Here is a 23226-nt window from a genome sequence, read left to right as displayed (position 1 = left end):
AGGAATCATTTCGTGCTGAGAAGAAAGCACCGCAAAGCGCGGCATCCGTTTTTGCACCTGTTCCTGGGCGCGCTCTCCGTGCTGCTGCTCGTGCCGATCGTGTTCACGGTCTTCTATTCGTTCTTCCCCAAGTCGGAGATGAGCGCTTACCTGAAGATGCGCGACAATTACGACATCACGCAGCTTTTGCCGATTCTGCTCTCGCCCAAAATCGCGACGCTTCGCCAGTATTACACCATCCTCATCGAGGACCCGACCTATCTGAAGCTGTTCCTGAACTCCCTGCTCTACGCGGGGCTGATCCTCGCGGGGCAGGCGGTCTTCGTGCCGATGATGGCCTATTCGCTCAGCCGCTTCACGTTCAGGGGAAGGGAAGCGCTCTTCTTCCTCGTGCTCGCGCTGATGCTGATGCCCTTTCAGGTCACCATGGCGCCCAACGTCATAGCGCTGCGAAGCCTGGGGCTCATCAATACCGTGTGGGCGGTCGTGCTGCCCATGTGGTTTTCGCCCTTTTACATATTCTTGCTGCGTCAGTTCATGATCGCCATCCCGAACGAGATGTTCGAGGCCGCGATGATCGACAGCGCGGGCGCGTGGCGGTGCTACTTCGCCGTGATGCTGCCCGTTTGCCGCCCGGTGCTGGGCGCGGCGGTCGCCCTTTCGTTTGCGGACAGCTGGAACATGGTCGAGCAGCCGCTCGCGTACCTGCAGGACCAGATGCAGATGCCGCTGTCCGTCATGTTCAACAGCCTCACCGAATCGAACGCGGACGTCGTGTTCGCGGGCGCGGCGCTGTACATCATGCCCATGCTGCTGATCTACCTGTACTTCCAGGAAGACATTCTGCTCGGCGTGCAGCTTTCGGAGCTGAAATAAACTGCCATTTCGGAGGAAGAAATCCATGAAGAAAATCGCGGTGCGCGGGGCGATCATCCTCGCGATATTGGTTGCGTGCAGCATGTTCTTTGCGCAGACGATCGTGACCATCACGACGCCGAAGATCAAGCTGGAAGAGGCGCGCCAGGGCAAGTTCGAGGACAAGATGTCGCTTTCCGGCAAGCTCTACTTTGAAAAGACGGAAAACGTCACGCCGGAGGGCCTGGAAAGCGGTTCGTCCATTCAGATCGACAAGCTGAAGGTCAAGGCGGGCGACTTCGTAACGGCGGGCACGCTGATCGCCACCGCGAAGATCTCCGACAGCTACGACAAGACCGTGGACGAGGCGCGCGAGGCGCTTTCCAAGGCGTACGCGGATTACCGCGACAACGAAATCGCCTACATCAGGCTCACGCCCAACACCGATTCGGACAAGAACAGCGCCTACCGCCGCGCCGCGGACGCCGAAAAGGAGCTGCAGGACGCGCAGATCGACCTGCTGACCGCCGCCGCGCAGGCGGGCGTCGTGCTGCCCGCGGATACGTCCAAGTGGGCGGAGCTGATCCAGCGCAGCGGCGATCCCACGCTCATCGAGAAGATGGAGGGCGTGATCGACAAGAAGCTGGCGCTCAACAAGGCGAACGACGCCTTCATCGAGACGTACTCCGAAAGCCGCACGAAGAAGGAGCTGTACGAGTTCATTCAAAAGCGCGAGAGCCTGCAAAAGGCGATCGACGAGGCCGAGGAAAAGCTGATCGACCTGGTCGCCAAGAGCGAGGCGCTGCGCTCCATCCGCGCGCCGCATGACGGCTACATCACCGAGATGAACATCGCGGAGGGCGAGGCCTACGACGGCAGCAAGGCCGCCTACGCCATGAGCGTGAACTGCGAGCCCGTGCTGCGGGTGGACGTCTCCTCCTCCAAGCGCGAATTCACCGAGGGCATGCGCGCGGACATCAAGAGCGAATTTGACGACATCAAGTCCTCCGTCACGGCCGTGACGCGCGAGGGCACGAGCGAAAAATACCTGCACGTCGCGCTGGAGCCGGGCACGGTCACCAAGCTGGGCGGCCTGCGCAGCCTGATGAACCAGGAGCTTGGCGTCAAGGTCACCTACAAGGCCAAGAACAACTCCACGCTGGTGCCCGCCTCAGCCGTGCGCAACGAGGGCGAGAACCTCGACTTCGTGTACACGGTGGATTACAACTACAACTTCTGGGGCACGCAGATGAAGGCGGTCAAGCAGTCGGTGACGGTGCTCGAGCGCAGCGACACGATCGTCTCCGTGCAGGAGGACCTGCGCGGCACGAAGCTTTGCGACAAGGAAGACCGCGCCATCGAGGACGGCAAGAGCGTCATGGAGTACGTCAACTAAGACGCGAAGCCCTGCGCTTAAGGGGCGGGCCCCTTAAATCCCACCCAAGAAATGCACTTTGAAAGCATCCTGAAAGGGGACTCATGTATGCCCAAACGCCCGGCAAAGCTGGCGGCCTTCGTGCTGCTGATCGGCGTGCTGCTGTCCGCTTATGCCGTCTATTCGATCTACTCCGTGCCGGGGCTGCTCCAGTACGCGGTGCTCGCGGACGTTGAATCCCAGGGCGACGCGGTGGATCCCGACGCGCCGAAGCAGGACAGCCAGCTCAAGCAGCGCATGGAATCGCTTTCCGACATGACGGAAACCGCGCTCGAGGGGGCGGTGACCGTGCACACGCTGTCCGGCTACGCGCCGCAGGTGACGGTCACGGCCGAGGGCGGGGAAGCCGCCTCCGGCGCGCTGACGGCGGTGGGGGAGCGGTACTTCGAGCTCTACCCCCGCTATCTGCAAAGGGGCCGCCTTTTTTACCCGGAGGAGCTTGAAAAGGGCGCGCGCGTCGCGCTGATGGATGAACAGTTCGCGCTCAAGGTCTTCCGCATGGTGGACGTCGTGGGCCGCGAGATCACCGTCGGCGGGGAAAACTACCGCGTCGTGGGCGTGCTGCGCCACACGCGCGGCGCCGGCGAGGAGACGGAGTACGGCCTGTACCTGCCGCTCGCCGCCGTGGCGGACGTGGGCAGGCCGCAGCTTCAAACGCTGAACTTCACCGCGCGCCCGGTCGAAAACGGCGGCGCGATGACGACCTTCAAGTCCGTGGCCACGGGCTGGATGCCCGGCGGCACGCTGTACGACCTGCGCCAGGAGCAGGTGGGCGCGACGATCTGGCTGCGCTTCCTGCTGTGCGGGCTGGGCTTTGCCGTCTGGGGCTTCTTCGTGGGCCGCTTTACGGACGGCGTGCGCGCCTTCACCGCGCGCACGCAAGCTCGGCTCCGCGAGCGCTACATGGCGCAGATCTTCCCGTGGTTCGTCCTGAACATCCTCTGGCGCGCGCTCGCGGTGGCGGCGCTGGCGCTCGCGGCGGCGCTGCTCTTCAATCAGATGCTGTCGCCCGTGTACTTCTATCCGGAGTACATCCCGGCGGTGCTGGTGGAGCCCGAGGACATCGCGGCGACCTTTTGGAAGCTGCAGGGCCAGAGCGGCGCGCAGGTGCTGCTGCGCACGGTGGAGAGCATCCGCGTCGCGTTTTACGCGGGGCTGTGCCGCTGGGGCGCTGTGCTGACGCTCTCGGGCCTGCTCATCTGGGCGGTGAAGCGCCGCAAGTCCGCCTAAGCTGTGCGCAGGCATGAAAAAAGGCACCCATGTAAAAGGGGCGCACGGTAAGGGGAGGTAGATTCCGATGAAAAAGACGGTGATCGGCGGCGTGCTGTCGCTGCTGGGCACGATCTGGGGGATGGCGGTGCTGCTCTACGTCGGCAACAACCTGGTTTCAGGCTGGGCTACCCCGCCGGGGCGGTTCCTGACGACGGTGCTGGAGACGGGCATGACGTTCCCGCTGCTGCTGTCAGCCGTGCTGCTGGTGCTGGGCCTCGCCGCGATGGGCGTCGAGTACTTCCGCAAGGACGGTTGAATCCCTATCGCCTCCGCGCAGGGCCGCGGAGGCGATGTTTTTTGCCCCTTTGCCGCGCCCGCGGCCTTCTTCGCCGTTGAAGGGCAGGACGTCAAATCGCCCCCCGGCTCTGGTTGAGAGATGCCGGGGGGCGATTTGGGGCCGCTTATTCTTCCTTGAGCGGAATCTTGATGACGACCTTCTTGTAATGCTTTTGGAATTCGTTGTGGCAGCAGGCCTTGTGCCCGTCGGAGGGGAAGAGGATCGAGAAGTTGCCGGGCTTCACGCTGACGGTGGTGCACGGGCCGGTCAGGAAGTAGATGTCCTTCTCCGGGTCGTACTCGGAAACGGGCTCGAGCTCCTGCACGTGCGCCCAGGCCATGCGCTCGCCGCCCGCGAAGCAGTATTGCAGGTCGATGTACTTCTTGTGCGCCTCGAGCTGCACGTCGCGGATCTGGCGGGTATCGCCCTCGGAAACCATGGCGTACATGCCGCCGGACAGCTCATAGCGGCCGGGGTTGAGCGTGTCGCTCTCCGCGAGGAACGCGAACGCTTCCTCCATCATGGGATGCAGGCCGTAATAACGCTCCTGCTCTTCTATGCGATCAAAGACCATGTCAAAGACCTCCCTTGCGTTGTGCCTTTATCATACCATAAGAATAGAATCGATGTCAACTTGCGCGATTGCCGCCAGAGCGTTGCAAAAGGCGGGCCGATGCGCTATACTCAAGGGGTGAAACCGAACGGAGAGGGGGAACGCGCATGAGAAAACGGGCCGCGGTCTGCGCGCTTTTCGCGCTGTGGGCGGCGCTGCTGCTGCCCCTCTTCGTGGGGGCGCTGTGCGCGCACCCGGCGACGGACGACTACGTCTTCGCCTCCATCACCCACCGCACGTGGCAGCTCACGCATTCGCTGCCGCACGTGCTCAAGGACGCCGTCAGCTACGCGCTGCGCACCTGGCGAGACTGGCAGGGCACGCTCTCCGGCATTCTGGTGATGACGCTGAGCCCGGCGGTCTTCTCGCTCTCGCTTTACCCGCTGCACGCCGCAGCGCTGCTTTTGCTGTGGCTCACGTCGCTCTTCTTCGTGACGCGGCGGCTGTGCACGCGCTATTTGGGCCTTTCGCGCGCGGAGGGAAACGCCGCGTTCTACGCCCTGTCCCTTTTGCAGATGCTCTTCTGGCCGGGGTACGTCGAGGGGATCTACTGGTTCAACGGCGCGTGGTTTTATACGTTCACGCAGGCGCTTTCCGGCTTCGCGCTGCTGCTTGCGGACGACCTGCGCGCGGACGGGCGGCTCGGCGCCGGGCGCACGGCGCTGCTCGCGCTGCTGCTCGCCTTTATCGGGCTGAACAACTACATCACCGCGCTCTACACGCTCGCCGCGCTCTTCCTGCTGGGCGCAAAGGCGGTCTTCGACGCGCCGTCGGGAAGCCGGCGCGCGCCCGCGCTGCGCTTTGCGCTGCTGCTCGCGCTGCCCGCACTGCTGCTGCTGTGCTCCATCGCCGCGCCGGGCAACAGCGTGCGCCTTGCGAGCGACGGCTGGTTCCAGGAGGAGAGCTTCTGGTTCGCGCGCTCCCTCTGGCGGACGCTCACGGCGGCGCTTTCCTACTTCTGGCGCTTCCTCACGCGGACGCCGCTGCTCGCGCTGCTGCTCGCGCTGACGCCCGCCCTTTACCGCCGCATGGCCCGCGCGAAGGGGCGCTTTCGCGCGCCGTTGGCCGTGGCGGCCGTCTCGCTGCTGCTGCTGTGCGCGATGATCTTTCCGCACATGTACACGTCCGGCTATGCGGGACCGGCGCGCATCGTGAACCTCTACCACGCCTATTCGCTGTGCGCGATCCCCTTCGTCTACGCTTACGCGCTGGGCGCGCTGGCAAGGCGCCGGACGGGGCGGACGCCGATGCGCGCGGACGGAAAAAAGCGGGCCGCGGCTTTCGCGCTGGCGGGCGCGCTGGCGCTTTGCCTGACCGCCGGGAACTTTCAGGGCAGCTACCCGGAGGCCGTGCGCGAGGTGCTCTCGGGCGACGCCTTCCGCTATCGGGCGCAGGTGCAGCGCCAGTACGACGCGCTCCTCGCCGCCGGGCCGGGGGACGACGTGACGGTGCCCGCGGTCACGATGGAATCGCAGTTCGCCATGGGCACGCTGAGCCCCGCCCCGGACGACTGGAAGAACGTGGGCATGGCCTCGTACTTCGGGGTCAAAAGCGTGCGCCCGGCGGACGAAAAACTTTTTGAAACCCCTTGACTTGGAGTGCACTCCAGGTGCTAATATAAAAGGGTACGCAAAGGATCGATTCGCGAGGCGGCCGTTTTGCCGCAGCGAAGAATCAGGAGGTTTGACAGCATGGAGAAGGCAAAGGTTTACTTTTCGGATTTCCGCACGAAGGCATTCGGAGACGGTCTGCCCGAAAAGCTCAGAAAGCTGATGCGCCGCGCGGGCATCGGCGAAATCGACATGGACGGCAAGTTCGTGGCGATCAAAATGCACTTCGGCGAGCTGGGCAACATCAGCTATCTTAGGCCGAACTACGCGAAGGCGGTGGCGGACGTCGTCAAGGAGCTGGGGGGCAAGCCGTTCCTGACGGACTGCAACACGCTCTATCCGGGCAGCCGCAAGAACGCGCTGGAGCACCTGTACTGCGCCTGGGAGAACGGCTTTACCCCGCTGACCGTGGGCTGCCCGGTGCTGATCGGCGACGGGCTCAAGGGCACGGACGACGTGACGGTGCCCGTGGCGGGCGGCGAGCACGTGAAGGAGGCGAAGATCGGCCGCGCGATCATGGACGCGGACGTATTCATCAGCCTCACGCACTTCAAGGGCCATGAGGCGACGGGCTTCGGCGGCGCGATCAAGAACATCGGCATGGGCTGCGGCTCGCGCGCGGGCAAGAAGGACCAGCACAACTGCGGTAAGCCCAGCATCGACTCGGAGCTGTGCCGCGGCTGCGGCCGGTGCCGGCACGAGTGCGCGAACAGCGGCCTCGCGTTCGACGAGAAGACCCGCAAGATGCACGTGGTCGAGGAAAACTGCGTCGGCTGCGGCCGGTGCCTCGGCGCCTGCAACTTCGACGCGATCGCCTTCAACGACAGCAACGCCGTCTCCGAGCTCAACTGCCGCATGGCCGAGTACGCCAAGGCGGTGGTGGACGGCAGGCCGAACTTCCACGTGTCGCTGATCGTGGACGTGTCGCCCAACTGCGACTGCCACGGCGAGAACGACGCGCCGATTCTGCCGAACATCGGCATGTTCGCCTCCTTCGACCCGCTGGCGCTCGACCAGGCCTGCGCGGACGCCTGCCTCGCCGCCCAGCCGATGCCCGGCAGCCAGCTCTACGACAACATGCACAGGGAAGGCTTCGTCGATCATCACGACCACTTCCGCAACTCCACGCCGGAATCGGAGTGGCAAAGCTGCCTGGAGCACGCCGAGAAGATCGGCCTGGGCACGCGCGGCTACGAGCTGATTCAGGTGAAGTAAGGGCCCGGCGCGGCTGGGATTCCCCAGAAAAGACGATCCGGGGCGCTTTTTCAAAAAAAGCGTCCCGGATTTTTATGTGCTCCAAGCGCTTTTGCGCATGGGGCCGCGTGCGAGGAAGCTGAATGCGGAAGCAGTTATTCGGAGATGGGTGCAGGCACCGCCTGCCGCCCGCAGCCTGCGGCCGCGTGTGAGGAAGCTGAATGCGGAAGCGGTTATTCGGAGATGGGTGCAGGCACAGCCCGCCCGCCCGCAGCCCGCGGCCGCGTGCGAGGAAGCTGAATGCGGAAGCGGTTATTCGGAGATGGGTGCAGGCACCGCCTGCCCGCTATTCTGCGGCGGAAAGCGCCGCGACGCAGCCCTCGCCGACCGCCTTGGCGACCTGAAGGGGCTTGCCCGCGCAGTCGCCCGCCGCGAAGACGCCCGCGAGGCTGGTGTGCATGCCGCGATCCACGCGGATGAAGGGGCCGTCGTGCGCGAGACCCGGCAGCAGGGTGTCCAGCGCCATGGCGTCGCGGAAGATGAACACGCCGTCCTCCTCGTAGTGCCCGGCGCTCGTGACGAGCGCGCTGACGCGCGATTCGCCCTCCACGGCGGCCGGCTTTTCGTCGATCACCTCGATGGCGGGGTCGAGCGCGGCGTCCGGCCTGCCGAAGTAGCGCACGTGCGCCGCGAGGCCCGCGAGGTAGTTCGCCTCGTGCACCGCCTCGGCGCTCTCCGCGACGACGGCGACCGCCTTGCCGCGGTAGAGCATGCCGTCGCAGGTGCCGCAGTAGCTCACCCCGCGGCCGAGCAGCGCCTCCTCGCCGGGCAGCAGGCGGGGCTGGCGCGCGCCCATGCACAGGATGACGCGGCGCGCGTCGATGTATTCGCTGCCGATGGCGAGCGAGAATGCGTTCCCCATGGGCAGAATCTGCTGCACCATGCCTTCCATGAACTGCGCGCCCATGTCTTTTGCGTGCGCGGACAGGGCGGCGAGCAGCTCGGGCCCGGAGACGTGGGGAAGGCCGGGGTAGTTGTCGATGCGCTCCGCGCGGGCGAGCCAGCCGCGCGCGTCCTTGCGCGAAATCACGAGCACCTCAAGGCCGCGCTGGCGCGCGGTGACGGCGGCGGACAGCCCGGCGGGGCCTGCGCCGACGATGGCGATGTCAAACATGGCAAAAATTCCTCCTGTACAAAATTTATAAAAAGCAGTCTCCCTTTGCCCCATTTGTGTTATGATAAAAAGGGCCGCTGCCCACAGTGTAGCAGACGGGAGAGCAACTTGCAATGGGCTGGGCGGCCGCGGGGGAAGAAAAGGACGACGCTGTCCGTTAGATCATAAAGAGGTGATTCCGTTGAACAAGGACGATTCTTTCGAGGCTTTTTTGCGCGAGACGAACGACCTGCTGGCGCACCCGAAGGTGCAGGCCCTGGGGGACTATCAGCAGCATGGCAGCGTCTCGCGCCTGGATCACAGCATTTACGTCGCGTATATGAGCTTTCGCATCGCCGTGAAGCTGGGGCTGAACGCGCGCGAGGCCGCGCGCGGCGGGCTCCTGCACGACCTGTTCTTCTACGACTGGCACGTGAGCGGGCCGGACTGCGGCTGCCATGCGCACTGTCACCCGATGGTGGCGCTGCAAAACGCGCGCAGGTATTTCACCCTGACGCCGCGCGAGGAGAACATCATCGAGAGCCACATGTTCCCCCTGGGCTATACGCTCCCGCGCTACGCGGAGAGCTTTGTCGTCACGCTGTCCGATAAGGTCTGCGCGACCTGCGAGGTGGCGAGCCTGTTCTCGCCCGCCCGCATCCTCAGGCGTCTTTCGATGCGCCGCCGCGTGGCGATGGCACGGAGATGACGCGGCCGACCGGCATGCCCGCCTGGCGAAAAAGCTTTCGCCGGGCGGGCTTTTTGCGCTGGCGCAAAGCTCGCCTTGACAAAACGGACCATATGATATAAAGTACGCACAGGACTATTTTGCGTCCCCGGCGGGACGAAAAAGGAGATTGAACGCATGAAGAAGACGCGCATCGGTCGTCCGCTCGTCCTGACCATGTCGGTCTTCATGATCGGGTTCGCGCTGGACATCTTTTTCTTTGCCCAGCGCATCTTTGCGCTCACGCGCCGCGCGGTCATCGAGGACGCGATGGACGCGCTGCCCGCGCAGATGCGGGGCCTGCTGCTTCAGTCCGCGCTCTCGCTGATCGCGCTGGTCGCCCTGCTGATGCTCGTCACCTATCTGGTGCTGCGCTACGCGAAGCGGATGAGCGATTTGCAGCAGAAGAAGAGCGAGGAAAAGCTCGACATCGCGCGCGAGCAGCTTCTCAGCGAGCAGACCAAGCTCAAGAAGGCCTATGCGGACCTGCGCACCGCCGCCTTCGTGGACCCGGCGAGCGGCTTTTTAACCCAGGCGGCCATGACCGGCTGGCTGGACGCCAACTACCCCCGCTTCATGCAGCTGTCCTCGGAGGAGCTGCTGGGCGGCGGGCAGACCGCCGCCTTCGTGCTGATCTACCCGGACGACATGCCCGTCATCCGCAAGCTGCACGGCCGCGAGGTGGCGGAGCAGTTCATCGTCATGCTCGGCCAGTTCATCGACGGACGCACCCGCAAGAGCGACCTCGTCGCCCGCTGGGAGGGCGACGCCCTGATGCTCGTGCTCAGCGCGATCAGCCTCAAGGACGCGCTCATGCGCTGCGAGGCGCTGCGCAGCGCCGTGGAGGAGCAGTTCTTCGGCACCATGCCGCCCTGTCACACGACGCTTTCCCTCGGCGTTTCGCTGGTGCTCGGCGGCGACCAGAACTGGCTGTCCACCCTTTCCCGCACGCAGCGCTCGCTTCAGCGCGCAAAGGACGGCGGCGGCAACACGATCTGCCACGACGTGCTGCGCTGAACCGGGGGAAACGCGGTTTCCCGGCAAAGAACGTCCAATCGCGATAAGGGGCCTTTGGGCCCCTTCCTGTGCGTATGGGCAGAAGTGTACGACCGCTAAAAGGAATGAGAGCATGCAAAACGGCGCAAACAGCACCACCCGGGCCGTATTCCTCATGTCCGTGCCCATCTTCGTCGAGCTGCTGCTTCAGCTCCTCGTGGGCAACATCGACCAGTTCATGGTCAGCCGCGTCTCGCAGGAGGCGGTCGCCGCCATCGGCAACGGCAATCAGGTCATGAACCTGACGATCATCGTCATCAACGTGCTTTGCATGGCTTCCTCGATCCTCGTCTCGCGCGAGATCGGCGCGAAGGACGGCAGGAGCCTCGCGCAGATCTGCACCGTCTCCGTGGCCTTCATCGGCGCGGTCTCGCTCGCGGTGACGCTGATGCTCGTCTTCGGCAGCGGCCTGTTCTTCCGCCTGCTGCGCGTGCCCGAGGACATCCTCGGCCAGGCGAACGATTACCTGATGATCGTGGGCGCCTTTGCGCTGGTGCAGGGCTTGTACATGGTCTTCGCCGCGGTGCTGCGCGCCTACGGCTTCGTGCGCGAGGTCATGCTCACGGCGGTCATCATGAACGCGCTCAACATCGCGGGCAACGCGGTGCTCATAAGCGGCCTTTTCGGCCTGCCCAGGCTCGGCATCGTCGGCGCGGCCATCTCCACGGACATTTCCAAGACCGTGGGTCTGCTGCTGCTCTTCTGCATTTTCAGGAAAAAGACCGGCGTTCGGATGCGCCTTTCGCACCTGCGTCCCTTCCCGCGGCGGCTGCTCGGGCGGCTGGTGGGCATCGGCCTGCCGACGGCCGGGCAGGAGCTTTCCTACAGCCTTTCGCAGATGGTGATTTTGAGCTTCATCAATCCGCTGGGGCCGCTGGTCATCGCCACGAAGGTCTACTGTTCCACGCTGGCGAACTGCGCCTACGTCTACTCCATGGCCATCGCGCAGGCGACGCAGATCGTCATCGGCTACATGGTGGGCGCGGGCCGCATCGAGCGGATCGAGCGGCGCATCTTTTCCACCATCGGCGTCTCAGCCGCGGTTTCGATGTCGCTGACCGCTGTGTTCTTCGTATTCAGCGATTCGATCTTGGGCATCTTTACGCAGGAGCCGGAGATCCTGGCGCTAGGACGCCAGATCCTCTTTATCGAGTTTTTCCTCGAGCTGGGGCGTTCCTTCAACATCACCATGACGCGCTGCCTCACGTCCATCGGCGACGTGCGGGTGCCGGTCTACATCGCGCTGGGCGGCACCTGGCTCGTCGCGGTCTGCCTGGGCTACGCGCTGGGCATCGGCCTGGGGCTGGGGCTCGCGGGCATCTGGATTGCGATGGCGGCGGACGAGATCGTCCGTGCGGCGGTCTATTCGCTGCGGCTTCGCATGGGCGCCTGGCGCAGCCGTCTGTACCTATCCGGCGCGCTGGACGTGGAGGAAACCTGAATCCGCCGTCCAGCGGCGCGCCGAAAACGAGCGTAAAACGATAAAACCGTCCGAAGACTGCATAAACCGCCTTTCCCTTGGCAACCTAATTTGCACAGGGAGGGGTAAAGGTGAAGAAATGCATTCGCTGGGCGGTCTTTTTTATGCTCGTCCTGCTGGCGCTGCCGGCCGGGGCGGAGGAACGCCGTCCGCTGGACGTGAACAAGGTCTTATCCGGCATTGAGGAAGGTATCGGCAAGTACGTGGCCGCGCTGGGTCAGTCGAACGCGCGCGACCTGTCGCTCGTCTGTCAGGCGGACGCGGTGCGCATCGTCGAGGGGGACGTGGTGACGCTCGAGGCGCTCGTGAGCAATCCGCACCTCTACGAGGAAGCGGTTTCGGTGTCCTTAAGCGTGCCGGAGGGCTGCTTTGCCGTAGAGGGCACGCCGCTCTTATGGCAGGGCAAGCTGCCCGCTGCGCAGCTCGACGCGGGCGGCGCGGTGGAGCCCTCGCGCACGCGCCTCGTGTGGCGGCTGACGGTTCAGCCCGTGCCCGGGGCGGAGGACGGCTTTCAGGCGATAGACGCGGTCGTCACCATGTCGCAGGACAGCCGCTACTACCAGGATACGGCGTCGTTTTCGCTGCTCGCCCCGCGCATCAGCGTGCGCACGAACGCGAGCGCCCGTGTGGCGCAGCCGGAGGGCGCGCTGATGTACACGGTGCTGCTGACGAACAACGGCCCGGCCGCGGGCCGGGTCACGGTGCGCCAGCAGCTCCCGGAGGGACTGCGCCCGGTGGAGATGAAGGTACCGGCCGGCGCGCGCGTGGACGGCGCGGACCTCGTCTGGGACGTCGAGGTGCCAGCGGCCACGTATGACGGGGAAGCGCTGGTCGAACCCGCCTACGCGGTGCGCGTGGGCCGGGTGGAGGTGGAGGCGGACGTGCTGGACGGCGTCTTGACAGGCCGCAAGGTGCTGGTCAGCCAGGTCACGGCGGGGGACGAGAGGCTGACGCCCCAGCGGGTGACGGTGCAGGGGCCGCTGCTCTCGCTGCAGCTTTTGTGCGAGGCGACGAGCGCGCGCGCCGGGGACGAAATCCCGCTGGCGCTGGTGATCGAGAACAAGGGGCGCGCCCCGGCGGACGTGACGGTGCAGGCGGCGCTGCCGCAGGGCATGGCGCTCGCGCGCTTCGTGACGCGCGGCATGGGCAACAAGATCAGCGGGCAGACGCTTTCGTGGAACGTGCACCTGGACGCCGCCCAGATGGGCCTGGACGGCAGGCTCGTCCCGACGCAGGAGCGCATCGAGTTCATCGCCTCGGCCAAGGCGCTTTCGAGCGGCGAGCGCGAGCGGCTGCTGGGCGTGTTCGCGACCTACCGCGCGGGCAATCAGACCCCGGGCATCAGCAACGTGGCGCAGGTGACGCTGAAAGGGTCCACGTTCATGGGCGCGACGCAGGAGGAATGGGCGGCGCTGTTCTGGGCGACGCTGCTGCTGCTGGTGACGGGCGTGTGCCTCTACTGCACCATCCGCCGCGAAAAATAAGGGCAGACGGCGCGGCTTTGCGCTTCACATCCCTCCGGCAAGACGAATCCCCCGCGCACGGAGACATCGCGTGCGCGGGGGATTTTCTGGCGTCGCGTGGAGGGGCTGACCTGCGGTCGCGGAGATAAACGCAGGGTGCGGAAGCGGTCGTCCGGAAGTGGAGGCGGGCACCGCCCGCACCTGCCCGCGTCGGAAGGCGCGCATCCTCGCGCTCGCGGCCACGGACGCAAACGTGCGGCACAGAAGCGGTCGTTCGGAAGTGGAGGCGGGCACCGCCCGCACACCGCCCGCGTCGGAAGGCGCGCATCCTCGCGCTCGCGGCCACGGACGCAAACGTGCGGCACGGAAGCGGTCGTTCGGAAGTGGAGGCGGGCACCGCCCGCGCACCGCCCGCGTCGGAAGGCGCGCACCCGCGCGCTCGCGGCCACGGACGCAAACGTGCGGCACGGAAGCGATCGTTCGGAAGTGGAGGCGGGCACCGCCCGTCTTACGCTTCTCCGGCCTCGCCCTTGACCATGGCCATGACCATGCGCTTGTCGTCGCTGCCGACGTCCAGCATCGTCATGCGGCCCAGGGGGCAGGCGGAGTTGAACAGCGACTGCTTGGGCGAGAGCACGCAGAAGAGCCCCTTGGAGGCGGCGGAGGTCATCTGGTGAAAAAGGACGCTCGGCGGTGTGAAGCCCTCCTGCTGCATGCGGCGCGCAAAGCGCTTGTAGGCGGTGTTGGCGCGCTTGGGGTCGCGGAAGATGTGCTCGGTCAGCACGAGCGTGCACGTATCCCCGACGATCGAATAGCTGGTCGCATAGCGGGAAGTCCAGGGTCTATTCGACGGCCAGACGATGATGTCCACGACCGCTTTACCCGTTTCGATGGTTTGCATGGGGGCTCACTCCTTTCGCACGTTCCATACAATCATAATAAAAGTATATCAGTTTACGCCCCAAAACGCAAGAGGGAGCGCCCCGAAAGCAATTTGTAATGTCTGTAAAACATTCTTTTCTTTCTTTTCACCTAGATGAAACAGGTGGATTTCCATATCTTCCGCCCGTTTTCCGGGTGGCGTCCCCCGTCCGCGGGCGAAAAAAAGCGGGAGCGGAAATCCGCTCCCTGAAAGCTCAAACCTTTTCAAACCGCCCGTCCTCGAAGGACCTTGCCGCGGCGAAGGCGGTGCGCATCGCCATGAGCACCTGCTCGCCGTCCACGCAGGAAGAGACGCGCCGGCCCGCCTCGACGTCGCGCACGAAGGCGTCGATGACGCCGGACTTCGTCTGCCGGTCGTTGGTCTGGATGGAGGAAAGGGCATAGCGCCGCACGCGCCCGTCCTTCGGCCGCCAGATGAGGGCGTACCTGGGGTCGCGGAAGAGCTGCAAAATGCCGTTCTCGCAGTAAAGGGTGGTGGAGTTGTCCTCCCCGCCGTAGTACGTCCAGGAGGCGGCCATGGTGCCCACGACGCCGCTTTGCATGCGCAGCACGCACACGGCGTTGTCGTCCACGTCGATGCGCATGCCGGTGTCGTCGGTCTTGTCGCGCGTGGCGAGGATCGCCCCGACCTCCTCGCAGTACTCGCCCAGCAGGAAGTGGATGAGGTCGATCTTATGGACGCCCAGGTCGAACAGCACGCCGTAGCCCGACGCGTTTCGCTTGAAGAACCACGTGCCCGCGCCCTGGCCGACGCTCCAGGTTTCCGGCCCGCCGTGGCCGAAGTGCGTTTCGAACGAGAGCACGCGGCCGGTCGTGCCGCCTTGGATCATCTCGCGCGCCTTTACGTGCGCCGGGGCCAGGCGCTGGTTTTGCCCGATCATGAGGATCTTCTTCGCCGCGCGCGCCGCCGCGACCATGCGCTCGCACTCGTCCAGCGTGGTCGCCATGGGCTTTTCGCACAGCACGTTCAGCCCGCGCTCCAGCGCGTAGATGGACATGGCGGCGTGCATGCGGTTGGGCGAGCAGATGCTGACCGCGTCCACCTCGCCGCTGTCGATGACGGCCTGCCAGGTGGGGTATACCCTGCCGCCGTACTTTTCCGCCATCTGCTGCGCCCGCTCGGGCACGGTGTCGAACCACGCCGCCGTCACGGCGTCGGGGTTTTGGCTGTATTCCGGGGCGTGGCGCCGCTGCGTGATCGCGCCGCACCCGATGAGACCTACGCGAACCATCTTCAAAACCTCCTTTTGGAGGGCGGCCTGTGGCTTCCCTCAAATCCATTTATCTGCGGCGGCACGCCCGGCGCAGGCGAAGGGAAAAGTTTGCCCGCGCCTGCGGCCGGGTTCCTTTCCCGTGTTAGGCCTCCGCTTCCTTCCTCTGCAGCAGCACGGCCAGCACGATGATCGCGCCCTTAAACGCCGCGCGCAGGAAGGCGGGCACGCCCAGCAGGTTGAGCAGGTTGTTCATGACACCGATGATCAGCATGCCGATCACCGTGGAGAGGATCGAGCCCTTGCCGCCGCTCATGCGCGTGCCGCCCACGACGACCGCCGCGATGGCGTCCAGCTCGTAGCCCTGGCCCGCGTTCGCCGTGTTCATGGAGCCCATGCGCGCGGCCTCCACGATGGCGGCGATGCCGATCAGAAAGCCCTCGAGCGCGTAGACCTTGATGAGCACCTTGTCCACGTTGATGCCCGAAAGGCGCGTCGTGCGCGCGTTGGAGCCCGCGGCGTACACGTGGCGGCCAAAGGCGGTGTGGCGGCTGACCCAGTGAAGCGCGAGCGCCAGCACGATCCAGTACACGACCGGCAGGATGCGCTGGCCGAGGATCACCTGGTTGCTGACGAGCTTGAAGGCGTCCGGCACGCCGGGGGCGGCGCGGCCCTGCATGAAGTGCTGCGCCAGCGAGCGGATGATGTTCATCGCGCCCAGCGTCACGATGAAGGGGGGAATGCGCCCCTTGGTGACGCCCACGCCGATCAGCGCGCCGGTGCCCGTGCCGCAGGCCATGCAGCACAGCGCGGCGATCAGGATCGCGGGGATGCCCGTGATGCCCAGACGCCCGAGCACGCCGTTTGCGCCCGTATCCATCAGCACGAGCAGGATGGTGCCCATGCCGACCATGGTGGAACCGACCGCCAGGTCGATGCCGCCGGTGATGATGACCAGCGTCATGCCCAGGGCGATGATGCCCACGACCGCGTTGTTGCGGCAGATGTTCACGCAGTTGGAGATCCACGTCGCGCCAAAGTCCGCGAACGAAGCGAAGTTGTTCTTCCAGATGAGCACGCCCGTCATGATGAGGACGAGCACGAGCAGCGCCATGCCCGTGCTGAAATAGGGGTTTTCCGCCCACAGGCGGCGCCAGGAGCGCTTCTTCGCCTGCGCTGTCGATGTAGCCTGCATCACGCGATTCCTCCCTTGGGTTCTTCCCTGCCGCTCAGGCGGCCGCCCGTCGCCAGCAGCATGATGTTTTCCTCGTTCATAGCCTCGCGGCAAAGGCAGCCCTGCACGCGCCCGTGGTAGAGCACCAGCGCGCGGTCGCACAGGCGGATGACCTCCGGCGCCTCGCTGGAGAGCACCGCCACCGCGATGCCCGAGGCGGCCAGCTCGCGGATCAGGCCGTAGATTTCTTCCTTCGCGCCCACGTCCACGCCCTGCGTCGGGTTGTCGAAGATCATGACCTTGGGGTGGGCGTCCAGCCACTTGGCGAGCACCACCTTCTGCTGGTTGCCGCCGGAAAGGCTGGTGATGGCCTCGTCCATGCCGCCCATCTTGATGCGCATGGCGGCGGCGTGCTGCGAAAAGCGCTCGCGCTCCAGACGGTGGTCGATCCCGGGCCGCCCCTTGCGCCGAAGGCCCGGCAGCGTCACCAGCGAGGCGTTTTCCAGGATGCTCATGTCCTTCACGATGCCGTTTTCCTTGCGGTTGCGCGGCACGTAGCCGATGCCCAGGCGGAGCGCCTGCTCGGTCGAGCGGATGCGCACCCGCCTGCCCATGAGCTCCATGTCGCCGAGGGCCTGCGGGTCGCAGCCGAACACCGCGGAAAACAGCTCGCTGCGCCCGTCGCCCAGCAGCCCCGTGAAGCCCACGATCTCGCCCGCGCGCAGGGTGAAGGAGACGTCCTCGAAGCGGCGGGGGGAGGAGAAGTGCGAAACCTTCAGCACCTCGCCGCCGGTGGGCCGGGCCTGATAGTCCTGCTGGGCGCTCAGGTCGCGCCCGACCATGAAGCGCGCGAGGTCGATCTCCGTCACGTCGCGCACGTCGCCGTCCGCGACCATGACGCCGTCGCGCAGCACCGTATAGCTGTCGCACAGGGAAAGCACCTCGCCCAGCTTGTGCGAGATGAAGATGATGGAGACGCCCCGCGCCTTGAGCGTGCGCAGCAGGGAAAAGACGTGCTCGATCTCCACGTCCGTCAGCGAGGTGGTGGGCTCGTCCATGATGATGATCCTCGCCTGCTGGTGCAGCGCGCGGGCGATCTCGACCACCTGCTTGTAGCTGGCGTCCAGGCTGCTGACGGGCGCGGCGGGGTCGAGGGGGATGTTCATCTGCGAGAGAATCTCCCGCGTCTCCTCCTTCATGCGCGCGATGTCAAGGCCGATGCCGCGCCTCAGCTCGCGCCCCAGGAACACGTTCTCGTAGACGCTCAGGTCGTTGACGAGGTTCAGCTCCTGATGGATGAAGGCGATGCCGTGCTCGATGGCGTCCCGCGCGCAGGTAAAGCGCACGCTCTGGCCGCCCAGCTCGATCGTGCCCTCGTCCATGGGCAGGATGCCGCCCAGGATGTTCATCAGCGTGGACTTGCCCGCGCCGTTTTCCCCGAGCAGCGCGCGAATCTCGCCCTTCCTCAGCGTGAAATCGACGCCGCGCAGCACGACGTTTTGATGGAACGCCTTCGTGACGGCGCTCATTTTCAGCGCGAGCGGTTCCATAGGCGGTTCCTCCTTCAACAAGCAATATGAAAGGGCCCCGCAGGGCCCCTGGCTCTTAGCCGGAAGCCTCTGCGGGGCGCATGTTTTTTCCGAATGACGGGATGCTTAGTAGGGGTTGTCGGCGCTCAGGTAATCCGCGACGTTGTCCTTGTCGACGATCGCCGCGTCGATGATGACCTGGGGCTCGACCGTCTCGCCCGCGACGATCTTCGCCGCCAGCTCGACGCAGTCCGCGATCATCGCCGGGCTGTACAGCGCGGAGGCGATGTTCATGTCCTTGCCGGGCATCATGTTGAAGTACTCCTGGCATCCGCCGCCGCCGGTGATGGCCTTGATGTCGGTGCGGCCGGCCTCCTCGATCGCCTGCAGGGCGCCGATGGAGGTCTCGTCGTCCATGGAGTAGACGGCGTCGATTTCGGGGTTCGCCATCAGCACGTCCGCCATGGTCGCAAGGCCGTCCTCGCGGGCGAAGGTGGTGGTGTCGTACTCGCCGATGATTTTGATTTCAGGCGCGATTTCCGCGATGGTTTCCTTGAAGCCGCCCGCGCGCTCGTCGTTGACGGAGCCGGAGGACACGCAGGTCAGCACGACGACCTTGCCCTTGCCGCCGAGCTTGTCCGAGATGTACTTGGCGCTGTTGACGCCCATGGAGCGGTTGTCGCCCGCCAGATAGCTGGTGACGGGCACGTCGAGCTTGCGGTCGAAGTTGACGACCGGAATGCCCGCGTCCAGCACCATCTGCGTGGCGTCGTTCAGTTCGTTGTTGTGCGGCAGGATGACCACGCAGGCAGCCTTATCGGTGATCGCCTGCTCGAGCTGGCCGGCCTGCTCGTTGGGGTCGGCGCTGTTGAGCACCTTGTAGTTGAGGCCGAGCTCCTTGGCCTTCTGATCCGCAAAGTAGGTGACCGCGGCGACCCAGCCGTGCGTCGCGCCCGGCAGGATGATCTCGACCAGGGGCTTGTCCTCCGCGAACACCGTCGTCATGCCGAGCATGAGAGCAGCCGCGAGCAGGAGAGCGAGGAACTTTTTCATAGGAAAAACAACCTCCTTATTTGTGTTGCACCGGCAGCGCGCCGGCAAGCCCACAAGCTCCGTGGGCTTTTGTGCCTTCGAGGGCATTATAAAATTTTGACAGCCCTTTGTCAAGGGGCGAGAAAGCGGGGCGCGGGAAAACCTTTTTCGGACGTCCCCTTGCCAGGCGCAAAACGGGGCACTATAATAGAGAAAAAGGACGCGGAAAGGGGGAAGAGCCTTTGCGGGAATCGTTCATGGCATCGCTCGGCGCATTTCGCGACGCCCTGCTCGAGGGCGCGCTCTCGTGGGCGTCGCGGCTGCTGGTGGCGGCGGTCATCCTGCTCCTCGGCATGGCCGTCAAGCGCCTTTTGCGCACGGGGCTTTGCCGCCTGCTCTCCCTTCGCCTGCCGCGGCTCGGCGCGCGCGGCAGGGAGGAGGAGGGGTCCCCCCGCGCGCGGGAGGACCAGCGCAAGCACCGCACGCTCGAGGCCCTGCTGCTGCACACCTACGACGCCGTGGCCTGGTTCATCCTCGCGGTCGCCGCGCTGTCGAGCCTGGGCATCAACGTCGCCTCGCTGCTCACCGTGGCGGGCGTCGGCGGCATCGCCGTGGGCCTCGGCGCGCAGACGATCGTGAAGGACGTGTTCGCGGGCGTGCTGATCCTGCTCGAGGAGCAGTACGCCGTGGGCGACACGGTCAGCCTCGCGGGGCTCACCGGCGAGGTGGAGCGCATGACGCTGCGCGTGACGGAGCTACGCAGCTTTTCCGGCGACCTGCACGTCATCCCCAACAGCGAAATCCGCACCGTCTCCAACCACACGCGCAGCTTTCACCGCGCGGTGGTGGATCTTTCCGTCGATTACGCACAGCCCCTTGACCGCGTGACGCGGGTGCTGGAAGGGGTGCTCGCGGAGAGCTTCCCCGCGACGCCCGGCCTCACCGCCGCGCCGCAGATTCTGGGCGTCACGGACCTCGCGGCGGACGGCGTGAACCTGCGCGTGCTGGCGGACTGCGCGCCCGGCGAGCACTGGGCGGTCGAGCGGGCGCTGCGCAGGCGCATCAAGGACGCCTTCGACGCCGAGGGCATCGCGCTGTCGATCCCCCAGCGCATGGTGCACATGGCCCCGGAGGGCAAGTGACGGCTTCATTCCACGCGGCGGCTAAGGCCGCCTATTTATAAGGAGGGCTTTCCATGTCGAATCCGAACATCCCCACCCCGCACATCACCGCCAGGGAGGGCGACTTTGCCAGAACCGTGCTGATGCCCGGCGACCCGCTGCGCGCCCGCTTCATCGCGGAAACCTATCTGGAAAACCCCGTGCTCGTCAACGACGTGCGCGGCGTGCAGGGCTACACCGGCGACTATCAGGGCAAGCGCGTGTCCGTCATGGCCTCGGGCATGGGCATGCCCTCCATCGGCATCTACTCCTACGAGCTGTTCAACTTCTACGGGGTGGAGGCCATCATCCGCATCGGCTCCGCGGGCGCGATGAGCGAAAAGCTCAAGCTGCGCGACATCGTCGCGGGCATGAGCGCCTACACCAATTCCTCCTTCGGCCGCCAGTTCGGCTTTGAGGGCAACCTCGCCCCCTGCTGCGACTACGGCCTGCTGCAAAGCGCGGTGGAGGCGGGCCGTTCGCTCGGCCAGGAGCTCGTCGTCGGGCCCATCTACTCCTCGGACGTCTTTTACGACGAATCGGGCGCGGCCGCGAAGCTGCAGAAGCTGGGCGTGCTCGCCGTGGAGATGGAGGCCGCCGCGCTGTACCTGAACGCCGCGCGCGCGGGCAAGAAGGCGCTGTGCCTGTGCACCATTTCGGACAGCATCGTCACCGGCGAGGCGCTGGACGCCGAAAACCGCCAGAAGACGTTCACCCGGATGATGGAGATCGCCCTTTCGATTGCCTGACGCAGGCTTTGCGCCGCCCGCCTTTTCAAAGCGCTGAAGGGGCGGGCTTTTTTGCGCAAATTCCGCGTGGAAGAGGCGGGCATGGGGCGGCAGAGGCGTCTTTTCGCAGGCCGGGGCGGCGCTCCCCGCCCGCGCGATTTGCGTTTTTTGTCGAACGATTTTTCGCCTTTTTGGGGGAAAACCGTGTCGAAATGCGTTGACGAAATCACGCAAAGCGTGTATGCTTTAACCTATCAGAGAATTCTGTCGGTTCCTGTATACACCGGATTAAGGAGGTCGTTAAATGGAGCTCACCAAGCAGGAGCGCCGGATGCTCAAATATTTTCGCCAGTGCACGGACGTGCAGAAAATTCTCATCCTGGACGCGATCGAAGAAATGGTCATTTCGCAGAGCATCCCCCCAATGAACACGCCTCAAATGGAACAGCCCGCCTTAAAGAGCAACGTGCTGCCTTTCCGCAGGAAAAACGCCTGAGGGCAGGCGGTGCTGAGCGCTCGGGACGTCCGCTTGAGCGTTATATGACCCGATGCATTTTACCGACGCGGCCCCTTCCATTCGGGGGGGGCCGCTTTTTTTACTTTACGAGAGCGGAAAACTGCGGTATGATATAAGGTAGGAAACGATTACGAGGAGGAACCATCATGAACGAACCGTCCGTCCCCGAACTGAAGCTCGGGACAGAGAATACAGTGCCCACCCTCACCACCGAACCCACCCCGCAGACGGCGCCCGCCGCGCAGACGGCGTCTGCCGCGCAGACGGCGCCCGCCCCGCAGACAGCGTCTGTCCCGCAGGCGGCGCCCGAGGACCCCTCGCTCACGTTGGAAGCGCTCAGCGCCGAGGAACGCAAGGCCGTGCTCGACTTCGTGGACAAGATCGACGTGGAGGACAGCCGCGTGGTGCTCTCCTACGGCGCGGCCGCGCAGCAGCAGATCTCCGCCTTTTCGGACAAGGTGCTGGAAAACGTGCGCACCAAGGACACAAACGAGGTCGGAGACATGCTCTCCAAGCTGGTCGCCGAGATCAAGGGCTTCGACGTGGACGACGAGAAGAAGGGCGGCCTCTTCGGCTGGCTCAAAAAGAGCTCTTCCAGCGTGGTGGAGATGAAAGCCCGCTACGACAAGGTCGAGGTGAACGTGGACACCATCGTGACCGCGCTGCGCGGGCACCAGGAGCAGCTCCTGAAGGACATCACCATGCTCGACGAGATGTACGCGCTCAACCAGAAGTACTTCCGCGAGCTGACGCTCTACATCGTCGCGGGCGAGGAGCGGCTCAAGGCGCTGCGCGAACAGGAGCTGCCGCCCCTGATCGCGCACGCGAAGGAGACGGGGGACGCCGCCGACGCGCAGCGGGCCAACGACTTCGCCGCGATGATCGACCGCTTTGAAAAGAAGATTCACGACCTGAAGCTCTCGCGCATGGTCTCCATCCAGATGGGGCCGCAGGTGCGCCTGATGCAAAACAACGATACCATCCTCTCCGAAAAGATTCAGTCCACCATCGTCAACACCATCCCGCTGTGGAAGAGCCAGATGGTCATCGCGCTGGGCATGGCGCACGCGCAGGGCGCGCTCAAGGCGCAGCAGGCCGTGACGGACGTCACCAACGACCTGCTCAAGAAGAACGCGGAGCTGCTCAAGACCGGCACCATCGAGACGGCGAAGGCGGCCGAGCGTGGCATCATCGACATCGAAACCGTGCGCGCCGCGAACGTCGCGCTGATCGACACCATCACCGAGGTGCAGCGCATCCAGACCGAGGGCGCGAACGCCCGCGCGCAGGCGCAGCAGGAGCTGAACCGCCTGGAAAAGGAGCTCAAGGATAAGCTGCTGGAAACCCGATAAGCCCGCGGGCTGCCGGGCGGCGGAAACGCCGCCCGTTTTTCCATCCGGCAGGAAACATTAAAATTTCATGAGTCCGCAAGAAATGCGGCCCTTCATGCGTCAGTTAAGTTGGAATAAAGATGCCACTTTACAAGGGAGAGTCGATCTGATGAATATGAGCGCGCGGCGCGCAAGCGCGTTGCTGCTGTGTTTTTGCCTGGTAGCGGCCCCGGCAGCGCACGCGGATGACGGCGAGGCCATGGTCGCCTCGGGCGGCGAGGCCGTAACGACCGCCCCCACGGCAAAACCCGATAAAACACCGGAGGCTGAAAAAACAACCGAACCCGAAAAGACGACGCCCCCGCCCGAAAACACGACCCCATCGACGGAAGAGACGACGCCTCCGCCGGAAAAGACAACCCCTCCGCCGGAAAAGACAACCCCTCCACCGGAAGAGACGACGCCCC

23 protein-coding genes are annotated in these 23226 nt (G+C 65.0%); 15 read left to right on the top strand and 8 right to left on the bottom strand.

Annotated features, from left to right (window positions below; all coding sequences use genetic code 11):
- The first annotated feature begins 12 nt into the window (after positions 1 to 12).
- From C1725_RS00110 to C1725_RS00095, 4 genes are all read left to right on the top strand, one after another.
- Positions 13 to 876 carry an ABC transporter permease subunit gene (locus C1725_RS00110; RefSeq protein ID WP_102409652.1) on the top strand — a complete coding sequence of 288 codons (864 nt, stop codon included), beginning with the start codon at positions 13 to 15 and terminating at the stop codon, positions 874 to 876.
- Between the two features lie 25 nt (positions 877 to 901).
- Entirely contained in the window at positions 902 to 2251 is a 1350-nt protein-coding gene (locus tag C1725_RS00105) for an efflux RND transporter periplasmic adaptor subunit (RefSeq protein ID WP_102409651.1), read from the top strand.
- 87 nt (positions 2252 to 2338) lie between these two features.
- Positions 2339 to 3520, top strand: a complete 1182-nt coding sequence (locus C1725_RS00100; protein WP_346026174.1) for an ABC transporter permease — start codon at positions 2339 to 2341, stop codon at positions 3518 to 3520.
- A gap of 67 nt (positions 3521 to 3587) precedes the next feature.
- Entirely contained in the window at positions 3588 to 3818 is a 231-nt protein-coding gene (locus C1725_RS00095; RefSeq protein WP_102409649.1) for a hypothetical protein, read from the top strand.
- Between the two features lie 145 nt (positions 3819 to 3963).
- On the opposite strand, the gene C1725_RS00090 is transcribed toward C1725_RS00095, so the two are convergent.
- Positions 3964 to 4413, bottom strand: coding sequence for a YhcH/YjgK/YiaL family protein (locus C1725_RS00090; RefSeq protein WP_102409648.1), 450 nt, complete (start codon positions 4411 to 4413; stop codon positions 3964 to 3966).
- A 146-nt stretch (positions 4414 to 4559) separates the two neighbouring features.
- Between C1725_RS00090 and C1725_RS00085 the strand changes: the two genes are divergently transcribed.
- Together C1725_RS00085 and C1725_RS00080 are read left to right on the top strand one after the other, a co-directional pair.
- Complete coding sequence (locus C1725_RS00085) at positions 4560 to 6044, top strand: DUF6056 family protein (protein WP_102409647.1); 1485 nt, start codon at positions 4560 to 4562, stop codon at positions 6042 to 6044.
- A 99-nt stretch (positions 6045 to 6143) separates the two neighbouring features.
- Positions 6144 to 7277 carry a DUF362 domain-containing protein gene (locus C1725_RS00080; protein WP_102409646.1) on the top strand — a complete coding sequence of 378 codons (1134 nt, stop codon included), beginning with the start codon at positions 6144 to 6146 and terminating at the stop codon, positions 7275 to 7277.
- Between the two features lie 325 nt (positions 7278 to 7602).
- Here C1725_RS00080 and C1725_RS00075 read toward each other — a convergent pair whose 3' ends face one another.
- Positions 7603 to 8430 carry an FAD-dependent oxidoreductase gene (locus tag C1725_RS00075; RefSeq protein ID WP_102409645.1) on the bottom strand — a complete coding sequence of 276 codons (828 nt, stop codon included), beginning with the start codon at positions 8428 to 8430 and terminating at the stop codon, positions 7603 to 7605.
- Positions 8431 to 8611: 181 nt separating this feature from the next.
- On the opposite strand from C1725_RS00075, the gene C1725_RS00070 reads away from it, so the two are divergent.
- From C1725_RS00070 to C1725_RS00055, 4 genes are all read left to right on the top strand, one after another.
- Entirely contained in the window at positions 8612 to 9118 is a 507-nt protein-coding gene (locus C1725_RS00070) for an HD domain-containing protein (RefSeq protein ID WP_346026173.1), read from the top strand.
- A gap of 156 nt (positions 9119 to 9274) precedes the next feature.
- Positions 9275 to 10153 (top strand): diguanylate cyclase domain-containing protein, encoded by an 879-nt coding sequence (locus tag C1725_RS00065; RefSeq protein WP_102409643.1) that lies wholly within the window; start codon positions 9275 to 9277, stop codon positions 10151 to 10153.
- Between the two features lie 112 nt (positions 10154 to 10265).
- Positions 10266 to 11633, top strand: a complete 1368-nt coding sequence (locus C1725_RS00060; protein WP_102409642.1) for an MATE family efflux transporter — start codon at positions 10266 to 10268, stop codon at positions 11631 to 11633.
- 110 nt (positions 11634 to 11743) lie between these two features.
- Positions 11744 to 13156, top strand: coding sequence for a DUF11 domain-containing protein (locus tag C1725_RS00055; RefSeq protein ID WP_102409641.1), 1413 nt, complete (start codon positions 11744 to 11746; stop codon positions 13154 to 13156).
- Positions 13157 to 13643: 487 nt separating this feature from the next.
- Here C1725_RS00055 and C1725_RS00050 read toward each other — a convergent pair whose 3' ends face one another.
- The 6 genes from C1725_RS00050 to C1725_RS00030 all read right to left on the bottom strand — a co-directional run bounded on the left by C1725_RS00050 (position 13644) and on the right by C1725_RS00030 (position 19044).
- A complete protein-coding gene (locus C1725_RS00050) occupies positions 13644 to 14036 on the bottom strand; it encodes a hypothetical protein (RefSeq protein WP_102409640.1) in 393 nt (130 codons plus the stop codon).
- A gap of 48 nt (positions 14037 to 14084) precedes the next feature.
- Positions 14085 to 14285, bottom strand: coding sequence for a hypothetical protein (locus C1725_RS18800; protein WP_146009079.1), 201 nt, complete (start codon positions 14283 to 14285; stop codon positions 14085 to 14087).
- Positions 14272 to 15309: a Gfo/Idh/MocA family oxidoreductase gene (locus C1725_RS00045; protein ID WP_102409639.1), complete on the bottom strand. Its 1038-nt coding sequence runs from the start codon at positions 15307 to 15309 to the stop codon at positions 14272 to 14274. The genes C1725_RS18800 and C1725_RS00045 overlap by 14 nt, the downstream gene beginning before the upstream one ends.
- Before the next feature lie 124 nt (positions 15310 to 15433).
- Positions 15434 to 16483: an ABC transporter permease subunit gene (locus tag C1725_RS00040; protein ID WP_102409638.1), complete on the bottom strand. Its 1050-nt coding sequence runs from the start codon at positions 16481 to 16483 to the stop codon at positions 15434 to 15436.
- Positions 16483 to 18012 carry an ATP-binding cassette domain-containing protein gene (locus C1725_RS00035; protein ID WP_102409637.1) on the bottom strand — a complete coding sequence of 510 codons (1530 nt, stop codon included), beginning with the start codon at positions 18010 to 18012 and terminating at the stop codon, positions 16483 to 16485. The genes C1725_RS00040 and C1725_RS00035 overlap by 1 nt, the downstream gene beginning before the upstream one ends.
- Positions 18013 to 18117: 105 nt before the next feature.
- Entirely contained in the window at positions 18118 to 19044 is a 927-nt protein-coding gene (locus C1725_RS00030; RefSeq protein WP_102409636.1) for a substrate-binding domain-containing protein, read from the bottom strand.
- Between the two features lie 221 nt (positions 19045 to 19265).
- Between C1725_RS00030 and C1725_RS00025 the strand changes: the two genes are divergently transcribed.
- The 5 genes from C1725_RS00025 to C1725_RS00005 form a co-directional block, all read left to right on the top strand.
- The gene (locus C1725_RS00025; protein ID WP_102409635.1) at positions 19266 to 20165 is read left to right on the top strand and encodes a mechanosensitive ion channel domain-containing protein; all 900 of its coding nucleotides are present in this window, start codon (positions 19266 to 19268) and stop codon (positions 20163 to 20165) included.
- Between the two features lie 53 nt (positions 20166 to 20218).
- On the top strand, positions 20219 to 20932 hold the full coding sequence (gene deoD, locus C1725_RS00020) for a purine-nucleoside phosphorylase (RefSeq protein WP_102409634.1): 714 nt from the start codon (positions 20219 to 20221) through the stop codon (positions 20930 to 20932).
- Between the two features lie 283 nt (positions 20933 to 21215).
- Positions 21216 to 21407, top strand: a complete 192-nt coding sequence (locus tag C1725_RS00015) for a hypothetical protein (RefSeq protein ID WP_102409633.1) — start codon at positions 21216 to 21218, stop codon at positions 21405 to 21407.
- Positions 21408 to 21574: 167 nt separating this feature from the next.
- Positions 21575 to 22780 (top strand): toxic anion resistance protein, encoded by a 1206-nt coding sequence (locus tag C1725_RS00010; RefSeq protein WP_102409632.1) that lies wholly within the window; start codon positions 21575 to 21577, stop codon positions 22778 to 22780.
- A 148-nt stretch (positions 22781 to 22928) separates the two neighbouring features.
- Positions 22929 to 23226 (top strand): hypothetical protein (locus tag C1725_RS00005; RefSeq protein ID WP_346026172.1); only part of this gene is annotated, 298 nt, incomplete at its 3' end.

The organism is Beduinella massiliensis (assembly GCF_900199405.1).
Taxonomy (GTDB): Bacteria; Bacillota; Clostridia; order Christensenellales; family Aristaeellaceae; genus Beduinella; species Beduinella massiliensis.
Note: the sequence above shows the minus strand (reverse complement) of the source record. Positions and strands in the feature narration are given on the sequence as shown.

Excerpts from the sequence above, each read along its gene's own strand:
- C1725_RS00105 (WP_102409651.1), top strand. The coding sequence starts at position 902 with ATGAAGAAAATCGCGGTGCGCGGGGCGATCATCCTCGCGATATTGGTT.
- C1725_RS00100 (WP_346026174.1), top strand. The coding sequence starts at position 2,339 with ATGCCCAAACGCCCGGCAAAGCTGGCGGCCTTCGTGCTGCTGATCGGC.
- C1725_RS00095 (WP_102409649.1), top strand. The coding sequence starts at position 3,588 with ATGAAAAAGACGGTGATCGGCGGCGTGCTGTCGCTGCTGGGCACGATC.
- C1725_RS00090 (WP_102409648.1), bottom strand. The coding sequence starts at position 4,413 with ATGGTCTTTGATCGCATAGAAGAGCAGGAGCGTTATTACGGCCTGCAT.
- C1725_RS00085 (WP_102409647.1), top strand. The coding sequence starts at position 4,560 with ATGAGAAAACGGGCCGCGGTCTGCGCGCTTTTCGCGCTGTGGGCGGCG.
- C1725_RS00080 (WP_102409646.1), top strand. The coding sequence starts at position 6,144 with ATGGAGAAGGCAAAGGTTTACTTTTCGGATTTCCGCACGAAGGCATTC.
- C1725_RS00075 (WP_102409645.1), bottom strand. The coding sequence starts at position 8,430 with ATGTTTGACATCGCCATCGTCGGCGCAGGCCCCGCCGGGCTGTCCGCC.
- C1725_RS00065 (WP_102409643.1), top strand. The coding sequence starts at position 9,275 with ATGAAGAAGACGCGCATCGGTCGTCCGCTCGTCCTGACCATGTCGGTC.
- C1725_RS00060 (WP_102409642.1), top strand. The coding sequence starts at position 10,266 with ATGCAAAACGGCGCAAACAGCACCACCCGGGCCGTATTCCTCATGTCC.
- C1725_RS00050 (WP_102409640.1), bottom strand. The coding sequence starts at position 14,036 with ATGCAAACCATCGAAACGGGTAAAGCGGTCGTGGACATCATCGTCTGG.
- C1725_RS00045 (WP_102409639.1), bottom strand. The coding sequence starts at position 15,309 with ATGGTTCGCGTAGGTCTCATCGGGTGCGGCGCGATCACGCAGCGGCGC.
- C1725_RS00040 (WP_102409638.1), bottom strand. The coding sequence starts at position 16,483 with ATGCAGGCTACATCGACAGCGCAGGCGAAGAAGCGCTCCTGGCGCCGC.
- C1725_RS00035 (WP_102409637.1), bottom strand. The coding sequence starts at position 18,012 with ATGGAACCGCTCGCGCTGAAAATGAGCGCCGTCACGAAGGCGTTCCAT.
- C1725_RS00030 (WP_102409636.1), bottom strand. The coding sequence starts at position 19,044 with ATGAAAAAGTTCCTCGCTCTCCTGCTCGCGGCTGCTCTCATGCTCGGC.
- deoD (WP_102409634.1), top strand. The coding sequence starts at position 20,219 with ATGTCGAATCCGAACATCCCCACCCCGCACATCACCGCCAGGGAGGGC.
- C1725_RS00015 (WP_102409633.1), top strand. The coding sequence starts at position 21,216 with ATGGAGCTCACCAAGCAGGAGCGCCGGATGCTCAAATATTTTCGCCAG.
- C1725_RS00010 (WP_102409632.1), top strand. The coding sequence starts at position 21,575 with ATGAACGAACCGTCCGTCCCCGAACTGAAGCTCGGGACAGAGAATACA.